The 22,764-nt window shown below is 67.3% G+C and carries 21 protein-coding genes and 1 pseudogene; 10 read left to right on the top strand and 12 right to left on the bottom strand.

What is annotated here, in order from left to right:
• Positions 1-136: 136 nt before the first annotated feature.
• A complete protein-coding gene (gene panE, locus CUJ89_RS21185) occupies positions 137-1,084 on the bottom strand; it encodes a 2-dehydropantoate 2-reductase (protein ID WP_114179418.1) in 948 nt (315 codons plus the stop codon).
• A gap of 253 nt (positions 1,085-1,337) precedes the next feature.
• Here panE and CUJ89_RS21180 point away from each other — a divergent pair, with 253 nt between their 5' ends.
• Positions 1,338-2,891 (top strand): methyl-accepting chemotaxis protein, encoded by a 1,554-nt coding sequence (locus CUJ89_RS21180; RefSeq protein ID WP_114179417.1) that lies wholly within the window; start codon positions 1,338-1,340, stop codon positions 2,889-2,891.
• Between the two features lie 25 nt (positions 2,892-2,916).
• On the opposite strand, the gene CUJ89_RS21175 is transcribed toward CUJ89_RS21180, so the two are convergent.
• Entirely contained in the window at positions 2,917-3,570 is a 654-nt protein-coding gene (locus CUJ89_RS21175) for a response regulator transcription factor (protein ID WP_114181478.1), read from the bottom strand.
• Positions 3,567-3,983, bottom strand: a complete 417-nt coding sequence (locus tag CUJ89_RS21170; RefSeq protein WP_236655051.1) for a hypothetical protein — start codon at positions 3,981-3,983, stop codon at positions 3,567-3,569. Before CUJ89_RS21170 ends, CUJ89_RS21175 begins: the two co-directional genes overlap by 4 nt.
• On the opposite strand from CUJ89_RS21170, the gene CUJ89_RS21165 reads away from it, so the two are divergent.
• A complete protein-coding gene (locus tag CUJ89_RS21165; RefSeq protein WP_114179416.1) occupies positions 3,963-4,454 on the top strand; it encodes a hypothetical protein in 492 nt (163 codons plus the stop codon). The genes CUJ89_RS21170 and CUJ89_RS21165 overlap by 21 nt on opposite strands.
• Before the next feature lie 27 nt (positions 4,455-4,481).
• Here the strand turns inward: CUJ89_RS21165 and CUJ89_RS21160 are convergent, their stop codons facing one another.
• The 7 genes from CUJ89_RS21160 to CUJ89_RS21130 all read right to left on the bottom strand — a co-directional run bounded on the left by CUJ89_RS21160 (position 4,482) and on the right by CUJ89_RS21130 (position 10,483).
• Positions 4,482-4,988 (bottom strand): hypothetical protein, encoded by a 507-nt coding sequence (locus tag CUJ89_RS21160; protein WP_114181477.1) that lies wholly within the window; start codon positions 4,986-4,988, stop codon positions 4,482-4,484.
• A 132-nt stretch (positions 4,989-5,120) separates the two neighbouring features.
• A complete protein-coding gene (locus CUJ89_RS21155) occupies positions 5,121-6,542 on the bottom strand; it encodes a sigma-54 dependent transcriptional regulator (RefSeq protein WP_114179415.1) in 1,422 nt (473 codons plus the stop codon).
• Between the two features lie 112 nt (positions 6,543-6,654).
• Positions 6,655-7,239, bottom strand: coding sequence for a hypothetical protein (locus CUJ89_RS21150; RefSeq protein ID WP_114179414.1), 585 nt, complete (start codon positions 7,237-7,239; stop codon positions 6,655-6,657).
• Between the two features lie 156 nt (positions 7,240-7,395).
• Positions 7,396-9,057, bottom strand: coding sequence for a chemotaxis protein CheA (locus CUJ89_RS21145; protein WP_114179413.1), 1,662 nt, complete (start codon positions 9,055-9,057; stop codon positions 7,396-7,398).
• Between the two features lie 44 nt (positions 9,058-9,101).
• A complete protein-coding gene (locus tag CUJ89_RS21140) occupies positions 9,102-9,383 on the bottom strand; it encodes a hypothetical protein (protein WP_114179412.1) in 282 nt (93 codons plus the stop codon).
• A 74-nt stretch (positions 9,384-9,457) separates the two neighbouring features.
• Positions 9,458-10,048: a hypothetical protein gene (locus tag CUJ89_RS21135; protein WP_114179411.1), complete on the bottom strand. Its 591-nt coding sequence runs from the start codon at positions 10,046-10,048 to the stop codon at positions 9,458-9,460.
• A gap of 111 nt (positions 10,049-10,159) precedes the next feature.
• Entirely contained in the window at positions 10,160-10,483 is a 324-nt protein-coding gene (locus CUJ89_RS21130; protein WP_114179410.1) for a hypothetical protein, read from the bottom strand.
• 1,582 nt (positions 10,484-12,065) lie between these two features.
• On the opposite strand from CUJ89_RS21130, the gene CUJ89_RS38575 reads away from it, so the two are divergent.
• On the top strand, positions 12,066-12,704 hold the full coding sequence (locus tag CUJ89_RS38575; RefSeq protein ID WP_236655050.1) for a hypothetical protein: 639 nt from the start codon (positions 12,066-12,068) through the stop codon (positions 12,702-12,704).
• Between the two features lie 51 nt (positions 12,705-12,755).
• On the opposite strand, the gene CUJ89_RS21110 is transcribed toward CUJ89_RS38575, so the two are convergent.
• Positions 12,756-13,679, bottom strand: a complete 924-nt coding sequence (locus CUJ89_RS21110; RefSeq protein WP_114179409.1) for an AraC family transcriptional regulator — start codon at positions 13,677-13,679, stop codon at positions 12,756-12,758.
• A gap of 181 nt (positions 13,680-13,860) precedes the next feature.
• Here CUJ89_RS21110 and CUJ89_RS21105 point away from each other — a divergent pair, with 181 nt between their 5' ends.
• The 3 genes from CUJ89_RS21105 to CUJ89_RS21095 all read left to right on the top strand — a co-directional run bounded on the left by CUJ89_RS21105 (position 13,861) and on the right by CUJ89_RS21095 (position 17,522).
• Positions 13,861-14,322 carry a (2Fe-2S)-binding protein gene (locus CUJ89_RS21105; RefSeq protein WP_011354470.1) on the top strand — a complete coding sequence of 154 codons (462 nt, stop codon included), beginning with the start codon at positions 13,861-13,863 and terminating at the stop codon, positions 14,320-14,322.
• A gap of 2 nt (positions 14,323-14,324) precedes the next feature.
• Positions 14,325-16,535: a xanthine dehydrogenase family protein molybdopterin-binding subunit gene (locus tag CUJ89_RS21100; protein ID WP_114179408.1), complete on the top strand. Its 2,211-nt coding sequence runs from the start codon at positions 14,325-14,327 to the stop codon at positions 16,533-16,535.
• 588 nt (positions 16,536-17,123) lie between these two features.
• Positions 17,124-17,522 carry a winged helix-turn-helix domain-containing protein gene (locus tag CUJ89_RS21095; RefSeq protein ID WP_114179407.1) on the top strand — a complete coding sequence of 133 codons (399 nt, stop codon included), beginning with the start codon at positions 17,124-17,126 and terminating at the stop codon, positions 17,520-17,522.
• On the opposite strand, the pseudogene CUJ89_RS21090 reads toward CUJ89_RS21095, so the two are convergent.
• Positions 17,513-17,957 (bottom strand): annotated as a pseudogene (locus CUJ89_RS21090) (methyl-accepting chemotaxis protein); the annotation flags it as partial. The gene CUJ89_RS21095 and the pseudogene CUJ89_RS21090 overlap by 10 nt on opposite strands.
• Positions 17,958-18,292: 335 nt before the next feature.
• On the opposite strand from CUJ89_RS21090, the gene CUJ89_RS21085 reads away from it, so the two are divergent.
• From CUJ89_RS21085 to CUJ89_RS21070, 4 genes are all read left to right on the top strand, one after another.
• A complete protein-coding gene (locus CUJ89_RS21085) occupies positions 18,293-19,705 on the top strand; it encodes a discoidin domain-containing protein (protein ID WP_114179406.1) in 1,413 nt (470 codons plus the stop codon).
• 270 nt (positions 19,706-19,975) lie between these two features.
• A complete protein-coding gene (gene sctQ / locus CUJ89_RS21080; RefSeq protein ID WP_415859055.1) occupies positions 19,976-21,136 on the top strand; it encodes a type III secretion system cytoplasmic ring protein SctQ in 1,161 nt (386 codons plus the stop codon).
• Between the two features lie 3 nt (positions 21,137-21,139).
• Entirely contained in the window at positions 21,140-21,814 is a 675-nt protein-coding gene (sctR, locus tag CUJ89_RS21075) for a type III secretion system export apparatus subunit SctR (protein WP_039360892.1), read from the top strand.
• Entirely contained in the window at positions 21,811-22,599 is a 789-nt protein-coding gene (locus CUJ89_RS21070; RefSeq protein ID WP_114179404.1) for a lytic transglycosylase domain-containing protein, read from the top strand. Before sctR ends, CUJ89_RS21070 begins: the two co-directional genes overlap by 4 nt.
• Positions 22,600-22,764: the final 165 nt, after the last annotated feature.

Below are 22,764 nucleotides of genomic sequence, written 5' to 3'. Positions count from 1 at the left end.
AGCGCGCGGCTCCACCAACTTTACGCCTGATTTTCGATACTTTTTTGCGCATTCCGGCCGCAAACGGCGCCGGACGGCAAATTTGTGCAGCGCGGCACGGCCGGGCGGCCGCCCGGCCCGGGCGAAACGCCGGCGCTCATGCGGGGGCGTGCTCGCGCGCCGTGCGCACCTCGTACGCCTTCAGGTGGTTGTACGCGATCCGCAGCAGCGACAGCGCATCGGCCGCCTGCGGGTCGCGGCGTGCCAGCAGGTCGCCGATCACGTGATCGGCTTCGACACGCGCATGGTTCTCGACATCGCGCAGCATCGACGCGGTCAGCGGCGACGGCGTCAGCACCATCCGCTGCATCCGTTCGATGGCCGCCGGGTCGGGCCGGTGGCCGTTGTGTTCGGCGATCGCGCTGCATTCGCCGAGCATCGTCTCGAGCAGGCGACGGCCGTCCGGCGCGGCGAGAATGTCGCCGACCGAGCCGCGGAACAGCGACGTGCTCGCGGCGAGCGTCGCGAGGAATACCCACTTCTCCCACATCCGCGCGGCGATGTCGTCACTGAGCGTCGCGTCGAAGCCCGCGCTGCCGAGCACGTCGGCCACCGCGCGCACGCGCGGCGACTCGCCGCCGGCGAGTTCGCCGAACGACAGCCCGTGCGTGTCGTTCAGGTGCACGATGCGCTGCTCGCGATCGAGCGTCGCCGCGATCACGCACAGCCCGCCGAGCACCTGCGCGGCGCCGAACCGGTCGCGCAGCACGTCGAGATGACGCATCCCGTTGAGCATCGGCAGGATCAGCGTCCGAGGCCCGACGAACGGCGCGAACGACGCGATCGCGTCGTCCAGGCTGTATGCCTTGCAGCTCAGCAGCACGAGGTCGAACGGCGCGACCCCGGCTTCTGCATCGCCGGCGCGCACGGTCTGCACGTTCGCGAGCGTCAGGTCGCCGCGCGGGCTGCGGATCAGCAGCCCGTCGCGCGCCAGCGTGGCCGCGCGGCCGTCGCGTACCAGGAATGTCACGTCGCGCCCCGCCGCGGCCAGCCGGCCGCCGAAATATCCGCCGACCGCGCCGGCCCCTACCACCAGAATTCGCATCGCTGCCTCCTTTCGGCTTCGTTCAGCGCCGCGCCGCCGCCCGCCCGGGCGCCACGCGCACACGCAATCGCCCCGACAGTATAGCGACCCACGTTATGCATATGCACAGATACCCGCGCCGGCGTCGAAGGCATGGGCGGCCGCGCCGTTTCTAAGGGATTTCCCGTCTACGGCAACGCTCGCCGCGCGCCGTCAAGACACTTATCCCGTCGCGCCGTTCCGGCGAGCTTCCACGACTGACCGACCCCACACCATGCGCAACCTTTCCCTGAATCAGAAACTCGCCTCGATGATCGTCATCCTGTGGCTCGGCCTGCTCGTAATCGCCGGGCTCGGCGCGTGGCAGACGCGCGCATCGATGATCACGGACCGCCGCGACCAGCTCGCGTCGCTGGTCGCGCAGGCCACGAGCGTGGCCGACCATTACTACAAGCTGTCGCAGCAGAACGCGATGCCGGAAACCGACGCGAAGCAGAAGGCGCTCGAAGCGATCGCCGCGATGCGCTACGGCGCCGACGGCTACATCTCCGTCAACGATTCGAAGCCCGTGATCGTGATGCACCCGATCAAGACCGATCTCAACGGCAAGGACGTGTCGAATTTCACCGATCCGAACGGCAAGCACCTGTTCGTCGAGATCGTGAAGGCCGGCAACATGGAAGGCGGCAAGGGCTTCGTCGAGTATCTGTGGCCGAAGCCGGGCGCCGACAAGCCGCAGGAGAAAACCAGCGCCGTGCAGCGCTTCGCGCCGTGGGACTGGTATCTGGTGACGGGCATGTACATGAACGACGTACGCTCGGCCGTGCTCGCGAGCATCGGCCGCTGGTTCGCGATGACGGCCGTGCTCGGTGCGATCGCGACCGCCGTGATGGTGCTGGTGCTGAAAAGCGTGCGCGCGAGCCTCGGCGGCGAACTCGAAGTCGCGCTCGACACCGCGCAGCGCATCGCGCAGGGCGACCTGACCGCGCGTGTCGACGTGAAGCACGACGATCGCGGCAGCCTGCTGCATGCGCTGCACACGATGCAGGGTGGGCTGATCGACATGGTGTCGCGCGTGCGGATGGGCACCGAGAACATCAACGTCGGCGCGAGCGAGATCGCGTCCGGCAATACGGATCTGTCGCAGCGCACCGAGGAACAGGCGGCCGCGCTCGTGCAGACCGCGTCGAGCATGGACCAGATGACCGCGAACGTGAAGCAGAACGCGGACAGCGCCGCGCAGGCCGCATCGCTCGCCGGCCAGGCCGCGCAGGTCGCGACGCGCGGCAGTGAGGTGGTCGACAACGTCGTGCGCACGATGAACGAGATCACCGACCGTTCGCACAAGATCGGCGACATCATCGGCGTGATCGACGGGATCGCGTTCCAGACCAACATCCTCGCGCTGAACGCGGCCGTCGAGGCGGCGCGCGCGGGCGAACAGGGCCGCGGCTTCGCGGTGGTCGCGGCCGAAGTGCGCTCGCTCGCGCAACGCTCGGCGACGGCGGCAAAGGAGATCAAGTCGCTGATCGTGTCGTCGAACGAGACCGTCGAACACGGCGCGACGCTCGTCACGCACGCGGGCGAGACGATGGCCGAGATCGTGCAGTCGGTGCGGCGCGTGAACGAGATCCTCGACGAAATCAGCCATGCCTCGCGTGAGCAGAGCGCGGGGATCGAGCAGGTGAATCGCGCGGTGGGCGAGATGGATCAGGTCACGCAGCAGAACGCGGCGCTCGTCGAAGAGGCCGCGGCCGCCGCGCATTCGCTGCGCGATCAGGCCGAAGCGCTGCGCGACGCCGTCACACGGTTCGCATTGCCGGCCTGACGGCGCCGGCACGGCGCGCGCGTGCTCACGCCGCGCCGGTGCCGAGCCCCAGCCCGGCCGCCCGCTGGATCAGCTCGACGTCGTTGTTCGCGCCGAGCTTCTTCATCGCGCTGATCTTCTGTGCGCTGACCGTCTGCTTGCCCTTTCTCAGGCGCTGCGCGATCGTCTTGATCGGCACGCCCGACAGATACAGGCGAATCACCTCGATCTCGCGCGCCGTCAGCTTGACGGGCGCCTCGCCGCGCTCGCCGGACGCGTCGACCGCGCGCCTGACGCACGGCGACAGGTAGCACCCGCCGCTATAGCTCGAATGGATCGCCGTGACGATATGGCCGACTTCGTCGAACTTGCTGACGACGCTCACGCCGCCGATCGCGAGGATCGACCGGAAGATCAGCGGGTTCTCGTTCGCGACCAGCGCGACGATCCCGGCGTTCGGGCGCGTGCGCCGCAGCCAGTCGAACAGCGCGAGGCCGTCCATCTGCTCGTTGCCTCGGATCGAATAGTCGACCAGCACGATGTCGCAGTCGACGCCGCCGAGCGACGCGACCAGCTCGGCCGTACTCCGGTACACCGCGACCAGCTCGATCGCGCAGCCGCTGCCTGCGATCTGCTCGATGCCGGCCAGCGTCAATGGCCAGTCGTACGCGAAGACGATGCGAACATTGAATTTCCTCATGCGCAGTTCCAGATGGTTCGCCGGCCGCATGGCGCGGAACGCGCGCGGCCGGTTTGGCGTTGAAAGGATGTTCGGGCTATTTTTATCCCGAACATCGATTCTATGAAGCCGCGGGCGGGCGGGATATCGGACGGCATATGGATCGGCCGTCGGAGACGTAATACAAGTTTGATATTTGCGCCGGTTCGAGCGGCTGGCGACCGGCGGCCGGCATCGGCCGGACGGCCAGCGTTGCGCGCCGCGCGGGCCACGCGGCCGGCCAGCAGGTAAAATTGCGGCTTTGCATGCCACGCCGGTCCACCGGCGGCGAGCGATGCGCCGATGCCGGCCGCGCGCCACCGCCCTTTTGCCGGCTGCCCGTACTCCGGATGCCCGTACTCCCCGCTTTCCTCATGACCGAATCCGATCTGCAATCCGACGACACCTCCATCCACGAAAACGGCCTCTGGCGCGACAACGGCTGGACGGCCCGCATCATCAAGAACGAAGACGACGACGGCTGGGCCGTCGAGATGATCAAGGACGGCGAGTCCGAGCCCGCGCTCGTCGGGCCGTGGACCATGGGCCGCGACAAGAAGAACCCGAAGCCGATGGACGCGAACGCGTTCCGCACGCTCGTGAAGACCGCGACCGAGGTGCTGATGCGGCACGAGCAGCAGCGGCGCGCGATGCTGCACAAGGAGGTGACGATCCAGGGCGGGGACGAACAGGATGTGTCGGTGACGCTCGACATCGTGCCGGACGAATTCGAGCCGTACGCGCAGCTCAAGGCATTCGACCCGTACGGCGAGCTGCTGGCCGAAGCGAAGGTGTCGGCCGGGTTCAAGCTCAACAAGGCCAGCGCCGAGCGCTGGGTCGCGTCGGGCTTCGAGCGGCCGGCCTGACCGGGCGCGACGCGCCGGAGCGCGCGTTCAGGCGCCGGCGCCCTGCCGCGCGCGCTGCAGCCGGCGCGCCGCCAGCTTGCGCCGCACGAGCTGCTCGAACTGCTGCGTCGCGACCTCCGGATCGCGCGCGGCCAGCCCGAGCGCGTTGCGCGCGAGCTGGATCGGCGTCAGCACGACACCCCACGGCAGCCCCCACCAGCCGAGCGTGGCCGACGCGAGCAGTGCGACCGCCTGCTTCTTGCGGCCGCAGCGGCGGCAGCACACGTGGCGCCGCGTCGCCCAGCGCGTGACGAACACCAGCGACACGACGCGATGCGACGCGTGGACGTCGACCGGAGATCCTTCGCGCAGGCAGATCGGGCACGGCCCGTATCGCCAGTCGTCGACATACTGCCGGACCTTCGCGTCGGGCACCCGTTCAGCCTCGACGACGATCGGATGCGCGTGCGCGCACGCCGCACTGCAATAGCGGCGGCCGTCGATCGACCGCCCGCCGACCAGAAACGTCCTGCCGCAGTGACTGCACTCTGCCACGATAACCTCGGATAAGCGTGATGCGCCGCGTGCCGGCCGCGCGCGCATCGATGCGCCGGCGGTCCGGACGGGCCATTTCATGTTTTAACGGCCGCCGCCGCACGGTCTTGAGCGGATGCGCGCCGCGGCGCGTCAGCCGTGCAGCCCGTGCGCGGTCATCAGACGGTACAGCGTCGCGCGCGAAATACCCAGTTCCGCCGCGACGTCCGCATGCTGGTGGCGGTGGCGCAGCAGCGTTTCCTCGATCGCGTGCCGTTCGGCCTGCCGGCGCGCTTGCGCGAGCGTCGGCGGCTGTCGCGACGTGTACTGTTGCAACTCGAGATCGGCGGCCGAGATCATCGCCCCGTTCGTCATCACGATCGCGAACCGGATCCGGTTGATCAGCTCGCGCACGTTGCCGGGCCACGCATAGTTGTGGATCGCCTCGATCGCGCACGGCATGAAGCCGCGAATCCGGTGCGCACTGTCGCCGCGATAGCGCCGCAACACGTAGTCGGCGAGCAGCATGATGTCGCGGCCGCGCACGCGCAGCGGCGGCTCGTCGATGCGCAGCACGCACAGCCGGTAGTACAGGTCGGCGCGGAACCGCCCCGCCTGCATCGCGGCCTCGAGATCGACGTGGGTCGCCGACACGATCCGCACGTCCACCGGAGTCGACGCGTGCCCGCCGAGCCGCTCGATCTTGCCTTCCTGCAGGAACCGCAGCAGGCTCGCCTGGCTCTCGAACGGCATGTCGCCGATTTCGTCGAGAAACAGCGTGCCGCCGTGCGCGGCCTCGATGCGGCCGATCTTGCGCTGATGCGCGCCCGTAAACGCGCCGCGCTCGTGGCCGAACAGTTCGGCCTGCAGCAGCGTCGACGGAATGGCCGCGCAGTTCACGGCGACGAACGGCGCGTCGGCGCGCATCGACTGCTGGTGGATCGCCGCCGCCGTCAGCTCCTTGCCGGTGCCGGATTCACCGGCGATGAACACGGTGGCGTCGGTGTTCGCGACCTTGCTGATCGTCGCGAACAGCCGGCGCATCGCGTCGCACGAGCCGATCATCGTGCCACCGGGCGGCGCCGCATCCGCGGCCGGGTCGCCGTCCGCGAGCTTCAGCATCCCGTATGCATGACCGACCAGATAGCCGATCGTCGTGTAGGCCGTCGCATTGCGCACGTAGTCGAAACAGCAGTGGCGGATCAGGCGCGCGATGGTGATGTCGCGCAACCGCGTATCTTCGGCGAGCGCGACCCAGCCGACGCGCGGGTCGCGCAGCAGCGCCTCGAACGACGCGACCTCGGGCGACGCGAAGCTGCCGAAATCGACGATGCCCGCATGCGGGCGGTTCGCCCTGACGAGATTCAATGCGTCCGCAACGGTTTTCGCGCGCCACACGTCCCAGCCGCGCGACGCGAGACAGTCAACGAGCGCGGCATCGTGCTGCTGCGACAGGTAGACGAGCGGCCGCGACGGCATGAGATGGTTGCGCCGCACGGCGACGAACGGCGCCGTGCCCGCATCCCGTTCGAGATCCTGTGGGCCTGACACCCTGATCTGGCAGCAATAGTTCATGATGGCCTCGCCGCGTAGGGTTATATGTCGGGACGGCCGTTGCCGGATGGCGTGTGGCGGACCCTCGTGGTCCCGCAGCGCGGCACCGGCCCGTCCCCGGATTGACGATTCGTTATCGGCAGAAAACGACGCGCTGCGTGTAGATCTGCGGCTCGACGACCGGCTGCGCGGACCGGTTGAGGTCGTCGCGATAGGCCCGGTAGGTCTTGCCGTTCACCGTCACTTCCGTCGCGCGGGCCGTCTCGATCGAATTGAGCCCGTTGCGCTGCCACGCGTTCACCCGGTCCGCCGCCGACAGGCTCGACTCACCGGCGATCTTCTGCGTGATCGCGCTGCCGTCGCTCCACGGCTGCGTCTGCATGTCTTCGGCATGCTGCATCGCGCCGATCGTCTTGCCCGTCGACGTCGGCCCGTTCTGCGCTTCGAACGGCGCGCCGCGGCCGTACACCGGCGATTGCCACGACGGCGCGTGACCTTGCTCGGGCATCATGTAGATCATCTGCGGATCGCCGATCATCATCATCGGCGCGCATGCCGTGTTGTCGGGGCGCCCGAGCGTCGCCAGCGCCTGCTGGACGCTCGCGGCGTTCGCGAGGTTCTGTTCGCTCAGGATGACAAAGACCGCGGGATTCTGGAAAACCGACTGCGCGGCGGCTTGCACGCTGACCAGCAGCAAAGCGACCAAAAAGATCCTCATGATTGAGGCCTCCTTGCATCCTCGTCAGGCAAAAAGAAGTGTTGACCTCGGGGATGGGATCAACACCCGTCAAACAGGACACGACCGTCTGGCATCGGGTCCCACGCCCCCCCGTGCAACCGGCGTTCCGGTCGCACGGGAGACGGACCCGTGCGCTTACGACGACGTGCTCGTCGAGATGACAGCCGGAGCCGGCGCGATCGGTGCAGCCGGTGCGGCCTGCTGGTCGACCGTGGCCGGCGACAGTCCCTGCGCCGGATCGGACAACGTCGACATGTCGGCGGACGGCGCAGGCGCGGCCGCGGATTCGACCGCGTCCGGCACCTTCGCGTCGGCAGCCGGCATGTCGGCCGCGGCTGCGGCAGGCTGCGCGGCTTCCGGCGCGGGCGCTTCGGCGGCTGCCTGCGGAGCCGGCTCGGCGGCCTTTGCATCGGCTGCCGGTGCGGGCATCGCAGCGTCCGCTGCCTGCGGCGCGGCGTCGGTTGCGGCCGGCGCGGCTTGCGCGCTGTCCGCCGCCTTCGCATCGGCTGCGGGCGCCGCGACGACGGCGGCGGCCGGCGTCGTGTCGGCAGCCGGCGCGGCAGCGGCCTGCGCTGCGTTGTCGGTCGCGGCCGGCATCGGCTCCGGCGCCTTGTCGGCGACGGCCTGCACGGGCTCGGGCGCCTTGTCGGCGACCGCCGGTGCGGGCTCCGGTGCCTTGTCGGCGACGGCCGGCGCGGGCTCCGGCGCCTTGTCGGCGACGGCCGGTGCGGGCTCCGGCGCCTTGTCGGCGACGGCCGGCACGGCGACGATGGCCGCGGCGGGCACCGCGCTCATCGCGGCCGGTACGGCAGCGGGTGCGGCGGCAACCGCCGGCGCAGTCGCGGCAACCGGTGCGGCGGCAGCGGCGGGCACGACGGCAGCCGCTTGCGAGGCCTTCGCGGCAGCCGCCTGCGCTGCGCCCGGCGCCTTGCTGACGACGGTCGGTGCGGCGATCGCCGGCACGGGCACCGGCACCGGGATGGGCGCCGCCTGCACCGCGGTCGTCGCCACCGGGCGGGTTTGCGCGGGTGCCGGTGCGGCTGCGTCCATCGGCGGCAGGCCCATACGGTTGCGTACGATCGGATCGCGATACTTCACGTCGTCCGCGACGGTCGCTTCGACGCTCGGCGCCACGTTCGAACGCGCGAGCGGCGCGGTCGTACCCGGGCACAGGTGCCCGGTCGCTTCCACCGCGCGCCGATTCGCGTCGCTCTGGCAGAGCAGCGCGAGCGCCACGTCCGTCAGGCCCATCGCACGGAATTCACGCGCATCGAGACGACGCACGCACGCCTGGTCGACCAGCGTCGTGCCGCCCGTCGCGCCGAACCCCGGGAACGACACGCCGACGCTCACCGACCCCATGCAGGTGTCGGACAGCGTGGTCGTGAGGCCGGGCGCCTGGATCGCCGGGTTGGTCTTGATCGTCTGGGTACCCGAGTAGTTGACGTTTTCCGACGCCTGGGTGTTGTACGGGTTGGTACCGGGCGAGCCGGGCGACTGGAGCGCGCTCACACTCTGCGGCGTCACGTTCGATCCGCCGCTGGTGCTGGACGGCATCGTCAGGTTCACATTCACGCTCGAATTGCCGCTGCCGCGAACCCCGCTGCTGCTGGCGGCGTTGCCGCCGCGCGAGCTCGTGGTGTTCGTGTTCATGCTCGAGCCGCCGCCCTGGCTGATGGCCGTCGACGACGTCGAGGACTGCGCGCTCGAAGTCGAATCGGCGGTTTGCGCGTGGGCACCGATCGCGGTCATCGCGAACATCGCCGCACATGCCACCTTGATCTTGTTGCTGTTCATTTCACTCTCCGGACGAGGTTTGACCTCCCACCCAGGCAACCGTACTAATTCCCCTGAATTCCTTCAGCTTTGCCTGCTTCCCCGAACTGCTTCCAGCCGCTGCCCAGCTGGGACCACGAGCCGGCCGACATGCCCTGCCACTGCTGGGCGTCTGGTCCGCCGATGGCACTGCCCGACGAAAGCGTTTGTTGTTCTGACGGTTTGGTCGTCTGGTCAGGGTTGTTTGACGTCTGCAAATTCGATTGCACATCCTCGGCAGCACGGTCAGCGCCATACGCCGTCAGAGACGCGAGCATCAGAGCGGCGGCAATCAGTTTCTGCTTCATGCCAACTCCTTACGTGACAACAGCGCGGGAAAAGAGACCAGCATCGCTGAGAAACTGGCCCCCCCCACACCAGACTAATGACTGCTCCCGGTCGCGCTCGAACTGCCCTGGCTTCCGCCCGCTGCGGACGGCGAGCCGGCCGGACCGGTACTCCACACGGTCGACGAGTTGTAGTGATTCGAACCCGCGATCGCGCCTGAACCGCCACTGCCAGTCAGCCCGGCAGCACCCGCGTTGGCAACGCCCTGGTCGTTCCCGCCCGAGGCCGTGTAGTGGTTCGCGCCGAGTACGATCGTGGCGGTCACCCCTCCCGAAAGCGCATTCGCGTTCTCGTTCGTGCTGCTGTTTCCACCGTACGAGCCTGCGGCACCGATACCGCCGCCTGCCGCAAACGCGCCCCCGTTCAAGCCCGAACCGCTGGCCGTCGAAGTCGAGTTGTGAAAGGCGGATGCCGTGCCGGAGGAACCAGCAGGTGTCACGGTACTTCCCGCGTTCGCGCCCGCCGTCGAAGTCGAATTGCTCGTATAGCTGCCGGAGCCGACCAGCGCCGAACCGGATACACCCGCTGCCACGGATTGCGTCTGGTTGGTGGTGAACGAACCGGCGGCCAGTACGGCCGACGATAGGACGGTGAGCGCTGTCGCTAAAATTACTTTGGCTTTCATAGCAATTCCTTGCTGTGAGGAAGTTCGGCAGTCCAGGAACCGGGCCCGTTCTTGCGGAGCGAGACCCGGCCCCCGTACCGCCAGCCAATGACGAACGCTACGCGCCGCGGCTTAGTGGTGAATCGTCCAGCCGATCGAGCCGGCGTTCGCACCGCTGTTACCGCCAGCCTGTGCGCCGCCGAAGCCGAAGCCGCCGACCGACGACGATTGCGTGTGGTTCGTGTACGAGATCGAACCGCTGCTGCCGCCGCCGGCCATTGCGCCGGCTGCGCCGAGCGCTGCGCCGGAATCGGTCGCGGAGAAATGGCCGAACCCGGCAACCCCCGCCATCGTCGAACCGCCACTCGTCGAGGTGCTGCTCGACACCGTGCCGCTGGCTGCGAACGCTGCACCCGAAACGGCCAGAACTGCTGCTGCAATCAGAAGCTTCTTCATGGTCGACTCCAAAACGGCGTGGACGGAATGAGCCAGGAAGATCGCACGCCATCGACCTTCCTGACTTGAGCAATCCTTATAAAATAAGGACCACCATTAAATTAATAGGTACGCCATTATTTTTAAATTACGTTTTTTGAAATTTTTGCCAGACGAAGTTTAGTTTTATGTTTTTAAGTTGTCCAAAATTTATTAGTAGGTGTTTTCGATTAATTTTATGAACATTAAATCAAGATCGGAAACACCACGATTCAAGCAACCAGAGAGGCGCATATACCTTTCCGGCCTGCGATATTCGATACCTCGCCGGACGGAATGCCGGAGCGCGGCATCCATTTCCGGAATCGAAAAAATTCTCTAATACATTTACCACCGAAAAATGCATCCCATTAAAAATGCTCTTTTTAACCGAGCGAAAACGGGCCTGCATTGCAGCCAGGTGGCATATCTTCTCCCTGAGCTATCGGCGAAAGGTCTTCCGGATAATCCGGCCGACGGGCGTTCGATCTAATCCGGCCGGCGCCGGAATTGGTCCGGCGCGATCGAAACGGCCCTGCACGGTCGAAGACGAATCGGCGTCACGCTGTCCGGCACGAACAGCCTGATCCATCCGGGTGAACTGAATGAAGGCGAGCACCGCTGTCGCCCGGTTGCCGCGCGGCGCGACAACCGCTCCAGCACGCGAGGCGCGCGGAGGCCAAGCAATCGGCGTGGAGAAACCCGCGAAGCTGGCACCGCGCCGCGAGCAACACCCCGATCTTTCCGACTTCCCCACAGGTGCGTTAAGTACGCGCCGATCAAGCTACTGCTTATGGTCTTCATCGCCGTTTCCCCGACTGGCTTATTGACGAGGTGGTCGCCCCACATCTTTGTTACGTCATGTCGACCGCTCGCCGATGCGTCCATTGTCGCAAGCAGCGTGCCACGCGTTATTCCGCCGACCGTTACGCGACGCTTGCCGCAGCCACGTCGGACTGAATTGCCGGGAACGGCATTTTATGTTTCAGGAATGTATCGCGATAACGGTGCAACACGCGCGACGATCGTTGCGCGCCACGAAGCAATACCCGGATTAGACGGACGAATCCGGCGCGCGGACCCTCGTCGGACAGCCCGGTAAACGGGTGTTTCAAACTTGAGAAGCGCGCCGCCGCGCAGGCCGGGCTGCGCCCGTCTTGCCGCTTGCGAACCGCGCGTCGCGGCCCGTGCGGCCGGCCTCCCATGCCCGGGCAAGCGGAAATCGAAGCGCGCGGCACCCAGTTCCACAAGCCGGGCGCGCCGCCGCCGATAAGTCCGCGACTCGCATTCGTCCCGACTGCCGAAACGAATTTGATTCATCCGTGAAAATACCGACACGATCACGTGTCGATCGACCGGAGAAACGAGCGGTAAAAAATCCGCGTACCGGCCCATGAGGCTGTCATCTCGCCCGTTTACCGGCGCAATAAGTAAAGCAAATGAAAACGCGCAATCACGACCGGAGTCAGCGCATCAATTTTTCAATTTCATTCAATCCATCTTTCAGATCCCGGATCGCCCGATCGACGACGCATTCAAGAAACGTTTTTAATCCGCTATCGGCGTGATTCTCATCGTTGAAACATGCCAGCCCAACACATTTTTGACGCCGCCAATCCCGCAAAAGCCTGATTTATCGTGCATTTATTCGTATCGAATTGCATCGACCCGGCCATCATCCGGGACGCTTTCCTGTCCCCACGATTCACGCGTGAAACAAAAGTTCGCGGGCCGTGCGGCAATTGCACGAGCGCACCTGCACACACCGGGACTGCGTCGTCCCTGGCATGTCGATTGCCTGATATCCGGCTCCAACCGAGCGGCACGCCACGGCACAACGATCACGGACGGCGGCCCGCTCTTCAATCAGTTCGAGTGCAAGCTTGTGCTGGAAATCGGCGCGGGCATTCGCCACCTTGGCGTGCGGCTTCGCGACTCCACCGCGAGCATCCTGCGGACCAAATACGCGCGCGTGGCCGACTACGGGCTGCCGGTGATGGTCACGGAACTCGGCGTCGACGGATCGGATGCGCGCAAGCGCGAGGCACTCGACGAATTCCAGCGCTCGCTCCGGCAGTATCCGCTGCTGAAGGCCATCTTCTATTTCAACGCGGCAGACACGCCCGGCGCGTGGCCGTCGCACTATGTGCCGGACTGGCGGATCGCGCGCGCGTTCCTGCAGGCGCAGGTGGTCGCGAAATAGCCGACGGCGCGGCCCGGCACACGCCCGCGCCGCGAGCCGGGTTCCGCCACGTCAGCCGAGCAGTTCCTTCTTCCGCAGGTGCACGACGTCGCGCATCGGCGGCGCGCCGAACAGCCGGCTGTATTCGCGGCTGAACTGCGACGCGCTTTCGTAGCCGACGACGGCGGCCACCGACCCGACGTCGCCACCTTGCCGCAGCAACAGCCGCCGCGCCTCGTGCAACCGCAACTGCTTCTGGTACTGCAGCGGGCTCAGCGTCGTCACATGCTTGAAATGATGGTGCAGCGACGACACGCTCATGTTGACCGCCTGCGCGAGCGACTCGACGCGCATCGGCTCCGCGTAGTGATCGCGGATCCACTCGATCGCGCGCGCGATCCGGTGCGTCTGGCTGCCCGCGATGGCCATGTGCCTCAGCCGCGTGCCCTGCCCGCTCGTCATCAGCCGGTACAGCAGTTCCTTTTCGATCAGCGGCGCGACGACCGGAATGTCGGCCGGCGCATCGAGCAGCCGCAACAGCCGCAGCGCGGCGTCGAGCAGCGGCGGCGTCAGCTCGGCGAGCGCGATCCCCTCGCCTTCGGGGCCCGCGTCGGGCTCCGGCAACCGCATCTCGGCCGCGAGCTCGACGATCCGCTGCGGATCGAGCGTCAGCGACAGGCACAGGTACGGCGCCTCCGGCGACGCGAGCGTCACGCGCGAGAGGATCGGCAAGTCGATTGAGGTAATCAGGCAATTCTGCGTGTCGTATTCATAGGCCTGCCCGGCCACGATCACGCGCTTCGCGCCCTGCGCGGCGATCACCAGCGCGGCCCGCGACACGCCGCAGCCGAGATCGACCGGACGCGTGTGCTTGTGCAGCATCAGGCCTGGCACAGCGGTCGAGTGCGAGCCGTCCGCCGGCGCGAAGCGGCCGATCAGCGACGCCAGCTCGCGCCGCCCGGATTCGCGCGACGCGACGATATCGGTCATGTCCATGACGCATCCTCGATTGATTTCCCGGTATCGCGGGAGCATAGCGAAACGGCCCGCGCCGCGCCGGGGAATTGCAGGATTGTTCAAGAAATTTGCAGGATTGGGTAGACAAAAATTCGGTCGACTCGCGCACACTGCCCGCTAACCGGGCGTATGCCGGGTTTTCCCCACGGAGACATAAAAAATGCCTACCTCGTTTGTCCTGAACGGCAAGAACGTCACGCTCGACGCCGATCCGTCGATGCCCGTCCTCTGGGCGATTCGCGAACACGCGGGACTGACCGGCACCAAGTTCGGCTGCGGCATGGCGCAGTGCGGCGCGTGCACGGTGCATCTCGAAGGCCAGGCCGTCCGTTCGTGCGTGCTGCCGCTCGCCGGCATCGCGGGCAAGCACATCACTACGATCGAAGGCCTGCAGAGCAAGCCCGCGCATGCCGTGCAGGCCGCGTGGGTCAAGCTGCAGGTTCCGCAATGCGGCTATTGCCAGTCCGGCCAGATCATGTCGGCCACCGCACTGCTCGAACAGAACCCGAAGCCGACCGACGCGGACATCGACGCCGCGATGAACGGCAACCTGTGCCGCTGTGCGACCTACGCCCGCATCCGGGCCGCGATCCACGACGCGGCCGCGACGCTGGGAGCCTGACCATGACGATCGAACTCGACAACACCGGTTCGGTGCGACCGTCGCGCCGCACGTTTCTGAAGGCCGCGGGCGCCGCAGCCGCCGTCAGCCTGACCATCGGCTTCGAATGGGCCGGCCTTGGCCGCCGCGCGCTCGCCGCGACCACGCCCGCGGCCGACTTCGCACCGAACGCGTTCCTGCGCATCACCCCCGACGGCACCGTCACGGTCATCGCGAAGCACGTCGAACTGGGCCAGGGCGCGTATACGGGCATCGCGACGATCGTCGCCGAGGAGCTCGACGCCGACTGGTCGAACGTGCGCGTCGAAAGCGCACCGGCCGATGCGAAGCGCTACGCGAACCTCGCGTTCGGCACGATGCAGGGTACGGGCGGCAGCTCGGCCATGTCGAACTCGTGGCAGCAGCTGCGCGAAGCAGGCGGCAAGGCCCGCGCGATGCTCGTGTCGGCCGCCGCGGCCCGCTGGAAGGTGCCGGCCGGCGAGCTGACGACGGCGGGCGGCGTCGTCACGCACGCGAAGAGCGGCAAGAAGGCCGCGTACGGCACGCTCGTCGCCGATGCGTCGAAGCTGCCCGTGCCGGACAAGGTCGCGCTGAAGCAGCCGGCCGATTTCAAGCTGATCGGGCACCGGATTCCGCGCGTCGACGCCTCGGCGAAATCGAACGGCACCGCGCATTTCACGCTCGACACGACGTTCCCCGGCATGCGCGTCGCGCTGCTGCAGCGCCCGCCGCGCTTCGGCGCGACGGTGAAGTCGTTCGACGCGACGGCTGCGAAGGCCGTGCCGGGCGTCGTATCGGTCGTGCAGGTGCCGCAGGGCGTCGCGGTCGTCGCGACGGGCTTCTGGGCCGCGAAACAGGGCCGCGACGCGCTGAAGGTCGAATGGGACGAAGCGAACGCCGAAAAGCGCAGCTCGGACGAGATCATGCGCGAATACCGGCAGCTCGCCGACAAGCCGGGCGCATCGGCGCGCAAGGACGGCGATGCCGATACGGCGATCGCGGGCGCGGCGCGCAAGGTCAGCGCGACGTACGAATTCCCCTATCTGGCGCACGCGCCGATGGAGCCGCTCGACGCGGTCGTCAAGCTGACGGCCGACCGTTGCGAGATCTGGGCCGGCGACCAGTTCCAGACGGTCGACCAGGGCAACGCGGCCAAGGTCGCGGGCCTAAAACCCGAGCAGGTGCAGATCCACACGCTGTATGCGGGCGGCAGCTTCGGCCGGCGCGCGAACGCATGGTCGGACTACGTGGTCGAGGCCGTGTCGATCGCGAAGGCGCTCGGTGCGGACGGCAAGCCCGTCAAGCTGCAGTGGACGCGCGAGGACGACATCCAGGGCGGCTTCTACCGGCCGATGTACTTCCACAAGCTCGACGCGGGCCTGACCGCGGACGGCCGGCTGGTCGGCTGGCGCCACCGGATCGTCGGCCAGTCGATCCTCGCCGGCACGCCGTTCGAAGCGTTCATGGTCAAGAACGGCATCGACGCGACTTCGGTCGAGGGCGCGGCGAACCTGCCGTACGCGGTGCCGAACGTATCGGTCGAACTCACCACCACCAAGGTGGGCCTGCCCGTGCTGTGGTGGCGCGTGGTCGGCAGCTCGCACACGGCCTACGCGGTCGAGGCGTTCATCGACGAAGCCGCGCACGCGGCAGGCAAGGATCCGTACGCATTCCGCCGCGACCTGCTCGCAAAGGAGCCGCGCATGCGCGCGGTGCTGGAACTGGCCGCGCAGAAGGCCGGCTGGGATCCGGCCAAGCCGCTGCCGAAGGGCCGCGGGCGCGGGATCGCGGTGGCCGAAGCGTTCAAGAGCTATGTCGCGCAGGTGGCCGAGGTGTCGGTCGACGCGGACGGCAAGGTGAAGGTCGAGCGCGTGGTGTGCGCGGTCGACTGCGGGATCGCGATCAATCCCGACATCGTCGCCGCGCAGATGGAGGGCGGCATCGGCTTCGGGCTCGGCGCGGTGATGCACAGCGCGATCACGCTGAAGGACGGCCACGTCGAGCAGCGCAACTTCGACGGCTACCACGTGCTGCGCATGGCGGGGATGCCGAAGGTCGAGGTGCATATCGTGCCGTCGGCCGAGGCGCCGACCGGGGTCGGCGAGCCGGGCGTCGCGCCGGTCGGGCCGGCGGTTGCGAACGCGATCTTCGCGGCGACGGGCAAGCGGCATTACGTGCTGCCGTTCGATTCGGCGGATAGCGCGAAGGCTTGACGGAGGAAAGCGCCGGCCGCGGGCGATGGGGCCCGCGGCCGGAGGATTTCCGGTCGCCAGCCGCACCGTGCCGAAACGACGCGAACGTTCCCGCCGGCACTACGGCACGATCCCTTTGGAGCCGGGGTACTCGCGACACGCGCCGGTAGCGACGGTCTTCATGCTTCGTTGTCGGGTTTGATGTAGGGTTCGATGTCGGCAATTATAAGCAACTACATCACTGATTTATATATGCTTTTCCAAACTCAGAGTCGGGTTCAATGTAGGGTTTGAAGTCGGGTTTCCATGCCCCATCCTGCCGGTTGCAGCGAGCACGTTTCCTGCATCATCGTTCGCTCCTTCCCCACACGTTACGTCGGCCGTAACGCCCGTAACGTCGCCCGCCGATGCTACGTAACAATCCTTCAATATTGCTCCGACCCCTTCGCCCCTCGCTCCGCACCTCGCGTTAAAAATTCTTTTAAATTCAAGGCTGCCACGCGGCCTGCCCCGCGCCCCGCCCCGTTGACGCGTGATAATCCACCATCTGGCCCGGAAGTTGCAGTACATACCCCGCAAACACTCCTTTATGGACATGCGAGGGCCACCATGGATTGCAAATACCTGTACATCGACAACATAAAAATCAACTTCGTGCGCCGCACGATCGAAATCGACAACAAGGTCGTTGACGTGACGCCGCGCGAATTCGACGTCGTCGAATTCCTGCTCGACAACATGAACAAGATCGTGCCGCGGCAGGCAATCCAGGAAGCCGTGTGGGGCCGCGAGCTCGGCGTCTCGTCGCGCACGCTCGACACCCATATCTCGCGTATCCGTTCGAAGCTGCAGCTCGATTTCGACAAGAACCTGCGGATCATCCCGATCTACGCGGTCGGCTATCGCCTGGTGCTGTTCGGTGCGGCGATGACGCACGTCGAGCGCCACGACGCGGCGCCGATCCTGCGCGCCGCGCCGCAGCACGCGATTGCGGCCGATTACGCGTAAGCATCGGGCGGCGGAAACGCCCGGGTTCCGCGCGACGGCAACGATACGATGTTCGCGCCGCCGCGCTGCAGCCCGAATAGGCCAACGACGCGCGACAGGCTGTGCGCCTGACCATTCAGCGTCGCCGAAGCGGCGGTCGATTGCTCCACGAGCGCGGCGTTTTGCTGCGTCGCGTTGTCCATCTCGGCCGCTGCGGTCGATCTGGCGAATGCCGGCGCTCTGCTCGTTCATCGCGCCGTCGATTTCGCCGATGACGCGATTCACGCGCTCGATCACGTTGACGATTTCCTGCATCGCCGCCCCCGCGGCCTGCACCCGCTGCGCGCCCGTGCCAACGTCGGCTTTCGAGGCCTGAATCAAATCCTGATCTCGCGTGCGGCGGTCGCGCAGCGCTGGGCCAGCGTGCGCACCGCCCGCCACCACGGCGAATCCGCGCCGCCTTTACGGACTCCGGCGGAAAAAAGAACTTGAGGGCGCGTGGTGGGAGGCCGGGTTTGGCCCAGCCACGAATCGTCCGGCAAGATTGACTGGCAACATTTACCGCCTGCCGGTCAATAAGGCGAGGAGTCGTCACGATTTACCTCTAATCGCCAGATCGATGCGCGCACGGATTCTTAAACTTGTACCCAATGCAGGTTCATTGCGGGGTTACCGCAAATCGCGGCAAGGATGACCGCGTTCGGTCACAAGACGTCAATCGGCGCAACGCGTGCAGAAACATTCGGACGTCCCGTCCACTCACGAATATGAATTATTACGGATGACTAATCGTGAAATCGAAGACCCTCGTCGCGGGCCTGGTGGTCGGTATCGCCCTCAACCTGTTCGACGGTACCGCCAACGCAGCCTGCATCAGCAATCCTCCGGCCCAGTCCAACGCGTCGTTTCCCGCTGCGCTGACCGGCAAGCTCGTCTATCACAGCTACGTCAAGTACGGTGACGGCACCAGCCAGATCTTCCTCTACGACTTTTCGGCACGCACGCTGACCCAGTTGAGCAAGAGTTCGTGGGGCATCACCGACCCGATGAACGGCGTGTTCAGCCCCGACGGCAAGTGGCTCGCGTTCATGGGCATCAGCAACGGCGCGTGGAACGTGTTCATGTATCAGCTCGGCACCAGCAACCCGCCGGTCAACATGACCAACAGCACCGGCGCCACCCGCAACGAGGATCCGAAGTTCAGCACGGACGGCACGACGCTCGTATTCAAGCAGAACGGCGACATCAAGCGGGCGACCTTGTCGTACACGAGCACGGGCCCGGTGTTCACGTCGGTCGTGAGCCTGACGAACGCGCCGGCCGGCGCCGAGTACTCGATGCCCTTTCTCTCGCCGGACGCGAGCGCCGTCTACTACGCAACCGGCACGGGTGCGAACATGGGCCTGATGAAGCTGACGATCGCGACCGGCGCGACGGCCGCGTTCGATAATCCGTCCGGTCTTCAAACCTATTATCCGATCGTGCGTGCGGACGGCATGGCGTTCTACGCGCGCTGGAAGGACGTCAGTCAGCTCGACCAGATCTATGCAAAGACCGCGGACCCGGCGTCGACGCCGAACCAGTTGTCGATCAACGATTGCATCAGCAACAACTCCGACCCGGCGCCGGTGAGCGGCACGAACTACCTGTTCTTCTCGTCGACGACGGCGGGCGGCTATCAGCTCTACGTGGGCGACGTCACGACCGGCCAGCGCTGGAGCCTGTCGCAGTTCGGCGTGAATGCCGACACGACGAAGGCCAAGCTCGGAGCGAGCTACTATGGCGGCCCGGCCGCCAAGCAGTCCACGCTGCTTTCGCAGGGGCATCCCGCGGCCGCGTCGGCCAGCTATAACGCGTCGCTGACACCCGACAAGGCGTTCGACGGCAACACGACCAGCACGCGCTGGGATTCGCCGGAAGGCAGCGGCGTCGACCCGCAATGGCTCTCCGTGGATCTCGGGGCCGTGAAGAACATCGATCACGTCGATCTCTACTGGGACGCAGGCGCGCTCGTCTATCAGATCCAGACATCGAGCGACAACGTGAACTGGACGACGCTTTACGCGACGAGCAACGGCGTCGCGTACGGCCATGTCATGCTCCCGAATCTCAATGGCCAGGGCCGTTACGTCCGGATGATCGGCACGAAGCGCGCTACGCCATGGGGTTACTCGCTCGACGAAATGCAGGTATGGGGGTCGTAAGCGCCTGCCGCAGAGCGTCACGACACGACACCCATCCCGTGCGCCGCTACGCATCGGGAAATTGCCGCCACGTTTCGTAATTCCCGGCGCGTCCAGCTGACGCCCCCCGCCCGCGACTACGGATTCCCGCGCCGCACGCCACGCCGCCCGTCCCTACAATCGACGCAGCGGCTGCGCGCCAGACCGAACGACAGCACGCGCCGCCATTCCTCGAACAACCCGTCGACCCAACGCCGAATTCGCCCTGATCCCGCCGTGCATGCGATGTCCATGACGAATGCCGACGCCGACGCCGTCGATCGGGCCTCGCCTCGCGCCCCCGCGCTTTCCGCCGCCGGGCCGGCCGCGGTCCCGCTCGACGCGTCGCCGTATCTGCCGCGCCTGTCCGCCGCCGCCGCGCGCGGGCTGTCGCACGCTTACGGCGCGACGGCCGCCGTGCCGCTCACGCTCGGCGAACACGCGTACGAAGTGCGCTGGCGCGTCGACGCCGAACCGGCCGCCGACGCGCGCGCGTACCGTTTCGTTGTCGGCCCCGCGACGGGCACGCTGTGGATCGATTCCGCCGCGGAAGCCGCGTGGCTCGACGACGCGGCCGATCCCGCAGTCCCGGCCGTGATCCGCGCGGCGCTGCTCGCCGACCTGTGTGCGCCGCTCGCGGCCACGTTGCAGGCTGCGACGCGGCAACGCGTCGAGCTGCTGCCGCCGCCCGCATTGCAGCCGGCCTCGCCACCCCTCGCGCCGCCCGGCTGGCGCGCGTCCCCAGCCGCGCTGCGCTTCGAGCTGCGGCGCGCCGACGGCGCATGGCGCTGCCACGGCGCGCTGCTGTTCGACGCGCCGGATGCGCTGGCCGTGTTCTTCGCGGCTGCGCCGGCCGCGCTCGCCGACGCGCGCGCGGCCTACGCGAACCTGCCCGTGCCGCTCGTGTTCGAGATCGGCCGCACCGAGCTGACGACGGCCGAACTGGCCGACGTCGTCGGCGGCGACATCATCGCGATCGAGCGCTGGCAGGCGCACGAGCAGAACCTGCTGTGCGTCGCGCGGCTGCCGGCCGCGCCCGCATGGGAGATCACCGGACGGCCGTCGGGCAACCGACTGACCGTCGAACGAATCAGGGAGATGCCTTTGGAACCGACCCGCACCGACACCGCGCCCGTGACGACGCACGACGCGCCGCCCGCCGATGCGCCGCGCACGCTCGACGGCCTCGCGGTCGACCTGCGCTTCGAGCTACCGCCCACGTCGATGCCGCTCGGCGAACTGAGCGCGCTGCAGCCGGGCGCCGTGATCGAACTGCAGCAAGGGATCAACCAGAGCGTGATCCATCTCGTCGCGAACGGGATGCTGATCGGCACCGGTCACCTGATCGCGGTCGGCCAGAAGCTCGGCGTGCGTGTCGTCACGCTGACGCAACCCGCGCCGCGCGAGCGCTGAGCGATGGGCAACCTGCCGAATCCGGTCGCGCTGATCGCGGTGATCGCCGCGCTCGGCATCGCGCCGTTCGCGGCGCTGATGGTGACGAGCTACACGAAGCTGGTGGTCGTGCTCGGCCTGTTGCGCTCCGCGCTCGGGATCCAGCAGGTGCCGCCGAACCTCGTGCTGAACGGCATCGCGCTGATCCTGTCGCTGTTCATCATGGCGCCGGTCGGGATGTCGATCCGCGACGCGCTGCAGGCACGCCACTTCGATGCGTCGGGGCAGTTGTCGACCGCCGACGTCGGCGCGCTCGCCGATGCCGCGCTGCCGCCGATCAAGGATTTCCTCGTGTCGCACACGCGGCAGCGCGACCGCGAATTCTTCGTGCGCACCGCGACGTCGGTCTGGCCGAAGAACCGCGCGGACGGCATCAAGGACGACGACCTGCTGGTGCTGGTGCCGAGCTTCACGCTCGCCGAGCTGACGAAGGCGTTCCAGATCGGCTTCGTGATCTACATCGTGTTCATCGTCGTCGACCTGCTGGTCGCGAACATCCTGCTCGCGCTCGGGATGCAGATGATCTCGCCGACAACGATCTCGGTGCCGTTCAAGCTGCTGCTGTTCGTCGCGCTCGACGGCTGGTCGCTGCTCGTGCACGGGCTCGTGATGTCGTACCGCGTGGCGGGCGCGGGATGAACGCGCGCGGCCTGCGAAGCGCCGCCGCATGCCTGTGCGCGCTGGCCGCGCTCGCGTTCGCGTGCATGCAGCCGCGCATCGCGCTGGCGGCAGGCGCAGGCACGGGCTTCGCGCAACTCGCGCGCGCCTGCGCGCCGAACGTCGATCCCGACACGCTCGCCGCGCTCGTGCGCACCGAGTCGGGCTTCAATCCGTATGCGATCGGCGTGGTCGGCGGACACCTGACTCGCCAGCCCGCGTCGCTCGACGAGGCCCGCGCGACCGCGCGCGAACTCGCGTCGCGCGGCTTCAGCTACAGCGTCGGCCTCGCGCAGGTGAACGAACGCAATTTCACGAAATACGGGCTCGACGAAGCGACGATGTTCGAGCCGTGCCGCAACCTGCAGGCCGGCGGCGCGATCCTGACCGAATGCTTCGCGCGCTCGTCGGGCACCGGCCGCGCCGCGCAGGCCGCGTTGCGCGCGGCGCTGTCGTGCTATTACAGCGGCAACTTCACGACCGGCTTCTCGAGCGGCTACGTGAGCCGCGTCGTCGCGAGCGCGCAGCGCAACGCGCGCGAAGGCGGCGTCGAACCGATTCCCGTCGTGAGCGACGCGCCGCCGCCCGAGCGCCAGCGGCGCATGGACGCGGCCGCCACCACGCCGCCCGAACGCGCGCGCAGGCTGGCGTCGCCCGCCGCGTCCGCCGATGCGCCATCGTGCCATGCGCGCCCGGTGGTGATGATGTGCCGCGGGCTGCCGGCGAGCCAGGCGAAGCGGCTGTGCGTGCGATGTCTCGATCAGTGACGGCGCGCGGCCCGTTTTCAGGGGCGCGAACGTCGCTGGTGCGCTACGCGGCGCCCGGCCGCCACGTGGCCGCGCGCATCTCGTAGCGTGTGGCGCGCTCGCGCGCCGGCCGCGCCGCCGCGCTACGAAACAGCGGCGATCCGGCCGCAACCCGTGTCCCTACAC

This window comes from Burkholderia pyrrocinia (assembly GCF_003330765.1).
Lineage (GTDB): Bacteria > Pseudomonadota > Gammaproteobacteria > Burkholderiales > Burkholderiaceae > Burkholderia > Burkholderia pyrrocinia_B.
This window is presented reverse-complemented; position numbering and strand designations above follow the sequence as displayed.